Below are 12,120 nucleotides of genomic sequence, written 5' to 3' on the forward strand. Positions count from 1 at the left end.
TATAATTATTATGTTCAATATTTTTTTTAACAGTTGCAACATTCTCTTGACCGGTAATTGAAAAATCGTTAATAACAAAAACATTCTTAATATTGGGTTGTAGTTTTTTGGCTACTTCAATAGTGCTAGTTAAATCGAAAGACTCTACTACTCCTGTGATATTATTTTCTAATTTATTTTGATAAGTTTCTAAATTGTTAATCCCACAGAAGACAAGCGGGATATTTGGAAAAAGACTTTCACGATACTTTAGTAAAAAGTTAAAAGCATCATCATCAGAACAAATTATTACATCAGGACGGTTGTTGCTATATTTATATTGATATAGTTGATATAATTTTTCGAAATATGAATCACTGGAAAAATTTTTAGTATCTAAATATTCGGTATGAATAACTAAATTGCTTGAAATTGTATCAAATTCACTATAAATTCCATTTACTACATTGTTTGTCCATTGCATGCCATAGTGGTATGAATTTAAGACTAAGATGCTTTTCTTAGTCTTATTAGCGTAATTTGTCAAAGGGTTTATAGCTGCTATTAATAGGAAGACCATTAATAACAGTAAAATTTTCTTAAGTAAACTGTTTTTATTTAGCTTCATAATTATCCTCCTGCTAAAAACAGTAGATATCGTTAGCTGTTTTTGTAGCATAGCGCAAAGAGCATTAAATTGCTTTGTCTTTATTGTAAGATGAAGTGGGATTAATTTCAAGGGTAATTGTAAGTTGTAAGATGATAAGTAAAAAATAGGAATAATATAGAAAGTTGCTAATAGCATGAATAAAAAAACTCCTAAGTCTTTAAAAAAATTAAAAACTTAGGAGTTAATCTAAACTGAATAATAAATAGTATTACGCCCGGAATCTTTTGCTTTATATAAATTTTTATCGGCGAGTGCTAATATTTCTGTTGGTAATAAAGCTTTATCAGCAATAAGGGTAGCCACGCCGACACTACAGGTAATTTTGTTTTTAGGAGACTTCACATGTTCAATATTTAAGTTTTCAATACCCTGGCGAAGTCTTTCAGCTACTTTAATAGCACCATATAAGTTAGTGTTAGGTAGAAGGAAAACGAACTCCTCACCACCGTAACGAGCGGCTAAATCACAACTACGTTTAATGCAAGCTGAAGCAGTTTTAGCAACTTTTTTTAAGCATTCATCACCAGATAGATGTCCATAATGATCATTATATAATTTAAAGAAATCAATATCGAAAATAATAACAGATAAGGGGAGTTGACTGCGACAACTTCTAAACCATTCTTTTTCTAAAACTTCGTCAAAATGCCTGCGATTAGCGATTTTTGTCAGACCATCTAAAAATGATAATTCTAAAAGTTTGTTATTTGCTTCTTCCAACGCTTTGGTACGAGCACTGACGGTTTCTTCTAATTTTTGATTCCAACTGGAGATTATTTCGGTTGATTTTTTTTGCTCAATATATAATTGACGTAGCTTTTTATTTTTATTTTTTAAGGAGATCGACATTGCCTCTACTAAGCGGAAGGCATTGGTAAAACGCAAACATAAAATAAAGGCTTGGCAAGACATAAATGTTAACAGTCCAAATGGCAATAGTAAAGGGGTGTGGAGGATATTTTTATATTGTAATAAATCATTGATAACTGTAACTAATAAAATAATAAAGCCATAAGTAAAGATTAATGCATAAAAGAAAAATTTCTTGCGAGCCAACCATAAAGAATAAAAAATTATGGCAGAACCAGCTAAGATGTAAAGATCAAAAAAGTCGCTGTATTTTCCGTACACTTTTACATCGGTGAAAACAACTAACAGTGAAAAAAATAAAACAATTGGCAGACTGAATTTAATGAGCTTTTGCATAGGTTTGGTAGGATATAGTGAATAAAGAAAGCGGATTATTGTTATTGTTCCGAGATAATAAGTTAGATATTCAATTTTTGTGAGAAGCTCCCATGGTAGGTCTGGGAACAGTGTTAAAATGTAACGTTGAGAGGTTACAGCTGTTCTAAGACCGATAATTAAACATAATAATCCAAAATGGAAAGCTGAAAAATCTTTTTTGCGGGAAGTGAATAAGGTGAAATGGTAAATACCCATAATAATTAAACTGCCGATTAACAAGACGTCAATAGTTAAGTTTTTGCGGTCAAGCAGTTGGATCTGTTGCGGAGTCCCTAAGTAAATGCTGGAATTAATACCGCCAAATAAATTAGTGAAATTAGCTATTTGAATAACAATATTATTAGCCCCAGCTTGTGTTTCAAATTGTAATTCTTGAGTAGCGTATTGAGGAAAAGCACTGTTAGTAGTTGTTCCAACGGTGCCAATGCTAGATAATTGTTTGCCATTTATCCAAATATTATAAGAGGTCGAGATATGTGGAAGTAAAATTGAAAGTTGTTGGGATGGTTGGTCAATATTGAACGTCAAACTGTAAGTTGCATAGCCATCGGGTGGCAACTTAGCATCAGTAGAATATAGCTGATTGCCGTTCCAGACCCCAGGAATTGTTGCTAAAGATATTTCATGGTCTTGCTTTAAATCACTAGGTGCTAATAATTGTTGCCAATAAAATTTCCATTCACCATCTAAACGAACTGGTGTGTTGAGGTTTGAAATATTGATAACTCCATTATGAGCTTGTTGTTGCGAGGGTATAGATATTTGCCAATAAAATATAATTGATAAAAACAAGCATAAAATTACGAATGACAGTATCGAAGCTAAAGCTTTCTTCCCCATTAAATCATCCTTTATTATCATTAAATTGCTTTATAAATAAATTATAAATACTTTAAATTTAATTATAATAAAATATTATGAAGTGGTAAAGTAAATAATATTTCATATGATAAAAAATGAACAAAGTAAAAACTGCAATCTTAAATTAACTAAGATTGCAGTTTGTTTTATAAAGCTTCAGCCAAAGTGGCATTGATTGTTCTAATTGCTTTGATGCTTTCCTTAAAGCTTGATAATTCTTCTGATGTTAGTTTTAGCTCAATTATTTTTTCCAAACCGTTTTTACCTAGAATCGCAGGAACTCCAGAACAGACATCAGTCTCATCATATTCTGAGTTTAAATAAGCTATTACGGGTAATTGTTGTTTAGTATCTTTTATTATTGCCTCAACCATTGTTGCGACAGCTGCACCAGGTGCATACCAAGCTGATGTACCTAGCAGTGAAGTTAAAGTTCCGCCACCCACTTTGGTTTCATGGACGATTTCAGCTAATGTTGTTGGTGAAATTAACTCTGTCACAGGAGTACCTTCATAAGTTGCTAATCTTGTTAAGGGAACCATCAAATCACCATGTACCCCAATAACCATTCCATTAACATCGGTTGGTGGACAATGGAGGACTTGACTGAGAAAATAGATAAATCTATTACTATCTAACACGCCACTCATTCCAAAGACCTTATTGCGTGGTAAATTACTGTTTTTGATTGCTAAATAAGTTAAAGTATCGGCGGGATTGGAGACGATGATAAAAATAGCGGTTGGTGAGTATTTTAAGCAATCATCCATAACACTTTTAACGATTTTAGCATTTATGCCAATCAGCTCTTCGCGAGTCATGCCTGGTTTTCGAGCAATACCTGAGGTAATGATGATAATGTCAGAGTTAGCGGTTTTACTATAATCATTGCTGCAACCAAGCAATCTGGTAGTTATATTGAGCATATGTGCAGTTTGCAACATATCCATAACTTTACCTTCGGCTAGACCTTCTTTAATATCTACTAAGATTAAATCTTGAGCAATATTTTTTGCAAAGATTACATTGGCAGCTGTTGCACCGACATTGCCGGCACCAACAATTGTGACTTTCATAATAATCAGCTCCTTAAAATTATTTATTAACTTGCCTTTAACATAACATTTAAGTGAAAATTAGTAAAATCATAATTCTTTATCAAATTGATAAGTTATTAGTTATCAATGTTTTTTTGCCAAACTGTAATCCCTTGTTGATTAGGGATAATTTCAGGATTGAAAATCGGTTCTTTGATACCGGCTCTTTTTTGGTCAATATAGTCTTTTAAGCAAATAAATGAATACTTACTGAGTAAAGTGATGGAGAATAAGTTTGTAATAGCCATTAAGCCCATAAATAAATCGGCCATATCCCATACTAATGATATTTTGGCGATTGAGCCAAATAAAACCATTCCAACAACAGCGCAGCGGAAAAGTGTTAGATAAAATTTATTGGTACTTAAAAAACCGATGTTACTTTCACCATAATAATAATTACCGATAATAGAACTAAAAGCAAATAAAAAGACGAACATTGATAATAAGGCTGGTGCGAAAGTCCCGATATGTAGTGATAAAGATGCTTGGACTAATTCAATACCAGTAAGGTTAAAAGATTGATAATCTGTTGTCAACAAAATGATAAAAGCTGAAGATGAACATACCAATAACGTATCGACAAAGACGCCTAAAGCTTGAATCAGTCCTTGCTTTACTGGATGAGATACGTCGGCTGTTGCTGCAGCATTAGGCACGGAACCCATTCCTGCTTCATTCGAGAATAAGCCTCTTTTTATACCGGCCATCATGGCAGCACCTAAACCACCACCTAGAACTGCATCAGAGGAAAAGGCGGTAGTGAAAATTTGCTGAAAGACAAATGGTAACATACTGAAGTTGGTGGTAATAATAAAGAGTGCAACAAAGATATATAAAGTTGCCATTATCGGTACGAGCCATTCTGTAACTTGAGCAATTCTTTTTATTCCGCCAAAAATTATGATAGCGGTTAAGAATGATAAAATAAGACCCGTAGAAAAACGGTCGAAGCCAAAAGCTGTTTGTGTTGATAAGGTGATAGTATTTGCTTGTACAGAATTAAAAATAAGACCGAAGGTAATGCTGATTAGTATTGCAAAAAATGTTGCGAGATTTTTTTTATTTAAGGCGTTTTTGATATAATAAGCTGGGCCACCGCGAAAATTACCATTGTCATCTTGTATTTTGTAGATTTGTGCCAAGGTACTTTCGACAAAACCAGTCGCTGAACCGATTATTGCAATTATCCACATCCATAAGATTGCACCGGGGCCACCATTTATAATTGCGATTGCAACTCCGGCAATATTGCCGACGCCTACGCGGGAAGCAGTACTGATGCAAAAAGCTTGGAAGGAAGAAATTTTAGTGCTTTTCGTACCAAAAGAATCAGTCAGTAAACGAATCATTTCGGGGAATAGTTGAATTTGTACAAATTTAGTTTTTATTGAAAAAAACAAGCCTAGCGAAATTAACAATATGATTAAAATGTATGACCAAATAATTTCATTGATATTGTTGACGAATGAGTTTAATAAATCCATAAAAATACTCCTTTTGCTTTATAATATAAAGATAATTTGTGTTTTATATTATAACACAAAACACAGCTAAAGAAAAAAAGGTATAAAGAGATTTTCTCTTTATACCTTTAAGGTGTAGTATTCACGCATCATCACAGAATATTTCACAGAGAACATTGCCTGGTGTTCCTTCGGCAATTAGCTCTTTCATTGTTTCTTTAAAGGCCAATTTTAGTTCCTCTAAAGTTCCATCAAAACCATTGTCCCTAGCCACTGTTAGAATTTTTTCATCATCGCTAATAATTGATAGTTGGTCAGCTAATGAAGGTGTCCGATAAACTTTTTCCGCAAATTTTTTTGCACTTTCCATCGACATATAAATCCCTCCTTAAATCACAAAACTATGTTATAGCTCTATTTAAATTACACAAAAAAAGGTGATTTTTTCCACTAAAAGTTATGTAAAGTAAGAAAAATTATTTATGTTATAATATAGTTAAAGTAAAAGTAGTGAAAGGATTGGTGTAATAATGGAGCTATTAGAACGTTATAATAAGTTAAAAGCCTTGGTAATAGAACGAAAAAAAGAATTTGAAGCACTAATGAATTTTGTGGAAAGTGAAACGGCTTACTTAGTAGCGCCAGCATCAACTAAATTTCATTTATGCCGTGAAAAAGGGTTGCTGGAACATAGTGTCAATGTCGCTGAAACTATTCTTAAATTAAAAGAAACATTAGCGCCAACTATTAGTACGGAAAGTTGTGTTATTGTAGGGCTATTACATGACTTGGGGAAAGCAGGAATGCCGGGGCAACCACAGTACTTAGTTAACTCACCAACATCCAAACAAAAACAATATGGTTATTCGGCTAGTACTCCATATCGTTTTAATAATGAATTGATTTATTTGAGTGTGCCGTTACGAACATTACATCTGGTTTTGCCAAGATTGACTTTAACAGAAGCTGAAACCCAAGCGATTATGTATCATGATGGTCAATATGTTGATGATAATAAGAGTGTAGCAACGAGAGAAGAAGAACTAACATTACTATTGCAATATGCTGATAATTGGAGCAGTTTTTCGATTGAAAAATAAACTAGGAACAATTAGTTGTTTTTATTGAAAAATTCAATAAGTTGTTCTTCAGTGATGATTTTAATATGATGATGGTCTTTTTTTAACGTTAAAATATCTTCAACTTTTCGACCATAAGAGTAGAAGGGCCAACAAGATGATTTCGATGCACCGACGATAAGATAACTAACCTGTGGCGAGACATTACTTAAAGGATAGATTTTCTTAGAGCGTAATGTTTTAATAAGCTCAATTTTTTCAAAATTTTTAAAAGTTCCGGTTAGGCAGATGTTTTTATCGGTTAAATCAAGTTCAGTTGAGCTAACGATAATATTTTCTAAAATAGATAACTCTTTTATTGTCGTTAAACTTTCAACAGTTAGACTGCTATTATTGAGGGGAAATTGTTGCATTATTGTCTGTAGTTGTTGATACTCTGTTTCCAAAAATAAATTAGCTCTTAACACAGTTGTTAATATTTTTATTACTTCATTGTAAGGATAAATTGCAATGAAATTTTTACTGCTATTATGCCAATTATTAAGATTTGCTAGCTGCTCTATCGTTAAGGGTAGCTCAACTTCGATAGATTGCAGATTTTGTGATAAGGTTTTTAAATCGGCAATAATCATATCGTGATATTTATTGGCAAAGCCTAGATTATTACAAACCCATAATAAGTCATTAAATGCTTGTAAGGCTTCGAAAGAATTTTCTGGTGGACAATTTATAAGGGGGAGTGCCTCACTAAAAGGTTGGATACTGCTAAAGTCTTTATAGTCTTCAGCCCAAGTTTTTAATTCAGTCATAATGGGTGTGGTGATATTACCTTCTAGTTGTAGCGCAAATAATAAGCCCTCTAAGGCATGAATACCTTTATCAATGGCTGATGTTGAGCTTGTCGGCGGTAAATTAGCCTTAGTTTCAGTACCTTTGATATATTTTATATCATCAAAAGAATATGTTAATAAGTTAGAACAGTGTTCACAAAGGTTTTTTTCATCGAGGGGAAATCCACAATATTGACAATTCATTTTTTAACCTCCAATATAAATCTTATGTTAATTATAGCAAAAGGGTAGAAAAATAGCTAAAAAAATGGTCAGCATTAAGCTGACCATTTTTTATTTAGCATATAATATATCAAGTTGTTTTTTTACTTCGTCATTTTCTAAATATTCATCATAAGACATCGTTCGATCGATTAGACCATTAGGGGTTATCTCAATAATGCGGTTAGCAATTGTTTCGATAAATTGATGGTCATGTGAAACGAATAGCATTGTTCCAGGGAAACTAATTAGACCGTTGTTAAGAGCGGTAATTGATTCTAGATCTAAATGGTTAGTTGGTTCATCTAATAACAAGACATTAGAACCGCTAAGCATCATTTTAGATAACATACAACGAACTTTTTCGCCACCGGAAAGAACTTTTGCTTCTTTTAAACTTTCTTCGCCGGAAAATAACATTCTGCCTAAGAATCCGCGGACAAAAGTTTCATCTTGATCTTCGGAGTATTGTCTTAACCAATCAACTAAAGATAAATCAACATTATCAAAGTAACTGGAGTTATCTTTAGGTAAGTAAGCTTGAGTTGTTGTAATACCCCACTTATATTCGCCACTATCTGCTTCCATTTCGCCCATTAAAATTTTAAATAAGGTTGTTTTAGCTAGACCATCTGGACCGACAAAGGCAATTTTATCACCTTTATTTACTAAGAAACTAACATCTTTTAAAATTTGCTCACCTTCAATTGTTTTTGAAATGTTTTCAACTGTTAATAATTGAGCGCCGGCTTCGCGTTCTGGTTTAAAAGCGATATAAGGATATTTACGGGAAGATGGTTTAATATCATCAAGTGTCAATTTTTCCAATAATTTTTTACGGGAAGTTGCTTGTTTAGATTTAGAAGCATTGGCACTGAAACGCTGAATAAAGGTTTGTAATTCTTTTGCTTTTTCTTCTTTCTTTTTATTAGCATCTTTTGCTAACTGTAATGCTAATTGGCTAGATTCTAACCAAAAATCATAGTTACCAACATAAAGCTGAATTCCTTCAAAATCTACATCCGCAATATGAGTACAAACTTGATTTAAGAAATGACGATCATGAGAAACTACAATAACGGTGTTTTCGAAATTGTATAAAAATTCTTCTAACCATTTGATAGAAACTATATCTAAATGATTTGTCGGCTCATCTAATAATAAAATATCAGGGTTACCAAATAAAGCTTGTGCTAACAGCACGCGAACCTTTTCCTTACCACTTAGTTCTGCCATTTTTAAATTATGCAGATTTTCGCTGATTCCTAAGCCGTTAAGAAGGCGAGCTGCTTCAGATTCAGCTTCCCAGCCGTTTAATTCGGCAAACTCACATTCAAGTTCAGAAACTTTCATTCCATCTTCATCCGAAAAATCAGCTTTAGCATAAAGTATTTCTTTTTCATCCATAATTTCTACTAAACGAGCGTGTCCCATAATAACGGTTTTTAAAACTTCGTATTCATCAAATTCATAATGATTTTGTTTTAATACTGCTAAACGTTGACCTGGAGTGATAATTACATCACCTTTAGTAGGTTCTATTTCTCCGGATAATAATTTTAAGAATGTTGATTTACCGGCACCATTAGCACCGATTACGCCATAACAATTACCAGGTGTAAATTTTATATTTACTTCTTTAAATAATATTCGTTTACCGAATTGCAAGGTTAAATTACTTGTACTGATCATAAACTGTCTTTTCATTCCTTTATAATTTATTTACCGAAATAGTGTAACATATAAAAAACTTTTCGTCTAATAAGATTTTAAAATAGAGAAAAGGCACAAAGTTTATCCTTTGCACCTTCTTATTATTTGCCTTGACGACTTAAGGCTCGTTTTAATATTTTTCCGGTAGATGTCTTTGGTAAAGTTGACATTTGATGAAACTCACGAGGGATTTTATATATTGCCAAATTTTCAGCAAGATATTTTTTAAGTTTCTTTTTATCAAAGACACTATCTTCAGTCATGACGATATAAGCAGCTGCTGTTTGTCCCCGTAAGGGGTCATCAATGCCAACAACTGCTGCTTCGATGATTCCGGGATAGGCATATAATAACTCTTCAATTTCACGTGGATAGATATTTTCGCCATTATTAATAATCATATCTTTAAGTCTATCGACAATGAAATAATAATCGTCAGCATCTTTATAGGCTAAATCACCGGTGTGCAACCAACCATTGATTATTGTTTTAGCAGTAGCTTCGGGAAGGTTGTAATAACCATTCATTACGGTTGGACCTTGTACTAATAGTTCGCCAATTTCGCCCAACGGCACTTCTGCTCCAGTATCGTCTACTAGTTTAGTGTTAAGCCCCGGCAAGATTTTACCGATAGAACCTACTTTTGGTTTACCTAAGGGGTTTACAGCTACAACCGGTGAAGCTTCTGATAAGCCATAACCTTCTAAAATATCAATATTAAATTTAGCTTTAAATTGTTGGGCGATAGTAACCGGCAAAGTTGCACCGCCAGAGACGCAAACTCTGAGTTTTGAAAAATCATCTTTAGTTGCTGTTCGTAGTAGCAAATTATAAATAGGGGGAACAGCATAGATTACGGACAAATTTAATGATTTAACCTTATCAATAGTTTCTTTAGGAATAAAGTTATCTAAGATATAAATTGCCGAACCTGATAAGAATGGATTCAAAACTGAACAAGTCCAAGCAAAACAATGATACATTGGTAAAATACAGAGGACTTTATCATCGGCTGAAATATCTAACGCCTGTTTAAACATCTTGGCATTTGTTACTAAGTTTTCGTGCGACAGCATTGCTCCTTTCGGATTACCAGTTGTACCAGAAGTATAAATGATAACACAAGTTGATTTGGCATCGTAAGTTGCCGGTAGCTTTGGCGCAGGCTGGTTGAGAAAATTAGCAGCAATGATATCAATGTCGCTGATTAACAGTTGAATTAAGTTTTCAGTATAATTTAGTACTGCTAAATTATTTGCTAAATCATATTGTTCTTTTGTTATTAAGTGTTTAATGTTAGCGTCCTTTATAATGAAAGCTATTTCCCGCTCGCTTAATTGAAAATTGATAGGAACAACAATTGCTCCCAAGCTAGTAAGTGCCAGATAAGCATAAATGTATTCAGCACAATTGCGTGACAGTAATCCGACATTTTCACCGGTTGCGATGCCTAGATGATGAAAATAATTACGATAAGAGTCTATTTTGGTAGCAACTTGACCGTAAGTTATATTTTTTTCGTCTAGAAAGGCTATGGAAGATGGATCATTTTGTCTGAAAATATCATGGACAAACATATAAACACCCTTTCATCTCTTAGTGTCCTAAGAAACCAATTTGGATAAAGAACAAAATTTGGAATAAATACATTAGCGGATGAACTTCAGCCGCTTTACCACGAATTATTTTTAATAAAGGATAGATAATGAAGCCAATCCCAATACCGATAGCAATGCTGTATGATAAAGGCATTAAGAATACGATTAAAAATGCTGGGAAGGATTCTTCAAAATCGTTCCAATCAATGTTACGTAAGCTGCTCATCATCAGGAAACCAACAATAATTAATGCCGGGGCAGTAATTGCAGGGATTGATGCTAACATTTGAGCAAGTGGAGCACAAAATAATAATAGACCAAATAATAATGCAACAACAACAGAAGAAAAACCTGTTCTACCACCAACTGCTACGCCGGCACCTGACTCGATATAAGCTGAAGTAGGGCTAGTGCCTAACATTGCTCCGGCTGTACTTCCTACAGCATCAGCAAGTAGGGCGCTTTTAATGCGTGGGAACTTACCATCTTTAATTAAGCCAGCTTGTTCGGCAATTCCAATCATCGTTCCGGTTGTGTCAAAAAGGGTGATTAAGAAAAATGTAAAAATAATAGCATATAAATTATCATCAAAAACGCCTTTAATATCCATTTGCATTGCAGTATGCTCTAAGCCGGTTGGCCATACAAATAAACTTGGAGGCAATGTAATCATTCCATTAAATAATGCAATAATGGCAGTAATGACCATCCCAATAAAGATATTACCGCGAACGTTAAACATCATTAAAACAACAGTTACAAATAAGTTGAAAATTGTTAATAACACTACAGGGTCGCTCGCATGACCAAAAGTTACTAAAGTTGCTGGTGAATCAACAATGATTTTAGAACCTTGTAATCCGATGAAGGCAATAAATAAGCCAATACCGGCAGTGATAGAATGTTTTAAGCTTTCTGGAATAGAGTTAATTAAAACATTACGAAATTTTGTAAAAGATAATACCAAAAATATTAGTGAAGCAATGAATACTGCACCTAGTGCTTTTTGCCAAGTGATTCCTAGTGCTAATACAACAGCAAAGGCAAAAAATGAATTTAAGCCCATGCCTGGCGCAATGGCAATCGGGTAGTTTGAAAATACACCCATGATTAAAGTACCAATCATTGTCGCAAGAATTGTTGCTACGAAAACCCCGTTAAAGTCCATACCTGTTTTACTAAGGATTGCCGGATTAACAATAGCAATGTAAACCATTGTAATGAAAGTAGTGATGCCGGCAATAACTTCGGTAGAAGCGTTAGTGCCTCTTCCTTTAAAATCAAACCATTTTTCCACGAATTTTCCTCCTAAAATTTAATGTTGTTTTGTCTGAAAATGACTAAAACATACTAATAT

At 33.6% G+C, this 12,120-nt stretch carries 10 protein-coding genes; 1 reads left to right on the forward strand and 9 read right to left on the reverse strand.

Going from position 1 to position 12,120, the window contains the following annotated elements:
• The 5 genes from KBI38_06825 to KBI38_06845 form a co-directional block, all read right to left on the reverse strand.
• Positions 1-607: PAS domain S-box protein (locus KBI38_06825; GenBank protein MBP8629770.1), on the reverse strand; the 607-nt coding region annotated here is incomplete at its 3' end.
• A gap of 228 nt (positions 608-835) precedes the next feature.
• Positions 836-2,737, reverse strand: coding sequence for a diguanylate cyclase (locus tag KBI38_06830; GenBank protein ID MBP8629771.1), 1,902 nt, complete (start codon positions 2,735-2,737; stop codon positions 836-838).
• 167 nt (positions 2,738-2,904) lie between these two features.
• The gene (locus KBI38_06835) at positions 2,905-3,837 is read right to left on the reverse strand and encodes a malate dehydrogenase (protein ID MBP8629772.1); all 933 of its coding nucleotides are present in this window, start codon (positions 3,835-3,837) and stop codon (positions 2,905-2,907) included.
• A gap of 95 nt (positions 3,838-3,932) precedes the next feature.
• Positions 3,933-5,342, reverse strand: coding sequence for an alanine:cation symporter family protein (locus KBI38_06840; GenBank protein MBP8629773.1), 1,410 nt, complete (start codon positions 5,340-5,342; stop codon positions 3,933-3,935).
• A 121-nt stretch (positions 5,343-5,463) separates the two neighbouring features.
• Positions 5,464-5,697, reverse strand: coding sequence for a Nif11-like leader peptide family natural product precursor (locus KBI38_06845; protein MBP8629774.1), 234 nt, complete (start codon positions 5,695-5,697; stop codon positions 5,464-5,466).
• A gap of 154 nt (positions 5,698-5,851) precedes the next feature.
• On the opposite strand from KBI38_06845, the gene KBI38_06850 reads away from it, so the two are divergent.
• The gene (locus tag KBI38_06850; protein MBP8629775.1) at positions 5,852-6,421 is read left to right on the forward strand and encodes an HD domain-containing protein; all 570 of its coding nucleotides are present in this window, start codon (positions 5,852-5,854) and stop codon (positions 6,419-6,421) included.
• An 11-nt stretch (positions 6,422-6,432) separates the two neighbouring features.
• Here the strand turns inward: KBI38_06850 and KBI38_06855 are convergent, their stop codons facing one another.
• From KBI38_06855 to KBI38_06870, 4 genes are all read right to left on the reverse strand, one after another.
• On the reverse strand, positions 6,433-7,434 hold the full coding sequence (locus KBI38_06855; protein ID MBP8629776.1) for a hypothetical protein: 1,002 nt from the start codon (positions 7,432-7,434) through the stop codon (positions 6,433-6,435).
• A 90-nt stretch (positions 7,435-7,524) separates the two neighbouring features.
• On the reverse strand, positions 7,525-9,144 hold the full coding sequence (locus tag KBI38_06860) for an ATP-binding cassette domain-containing protein (protein MBP8629777.1): 1,620 nt from the start codon (positions 9,142-9,144) through the stop codon (positions 7,525-7,527).
• A gap of 122 nt (positions 9,145-9,266) precedes the next feature.
• Positions 9,267-10,742 carry an AMP-binding protein gene (locus KBI38_06865; GenBank protein MBP8629778.1) on the reverse strand — a complete coding sequence of 492 codons (1,476 nt, stop codon included), beginning with the start codon at positions 10,740-10,742 and terminating at the stop codon, positions 9,267-9,269.
• A gap of 19 nt (positions 10,743-10,761) precedes the next feature.
• Positions 10,762-12,060 carry an NCS2 family permease gene (locus tag KBI38_06870; protein ID MBP8629779.1) on the reverse strand — a complete coding sequence of 433 codons (1,299 nt, stop codon included), beginning with the start codon at positions 12,058-12,060 and terminating at the stop codon, positions 10,762-10,764.
• Positions 12,061-12,120: the final 60 nt, after the last annotated feature.

It is taken from the genome of Negativicutes bacterium, assembly GCA_018052945.1.
Taxonomy (GTDB): domain Bacteria; phylum Bacillota; class Negativicutes; order JAGPMH01; family JAGPMH01; genus JAGPMH01.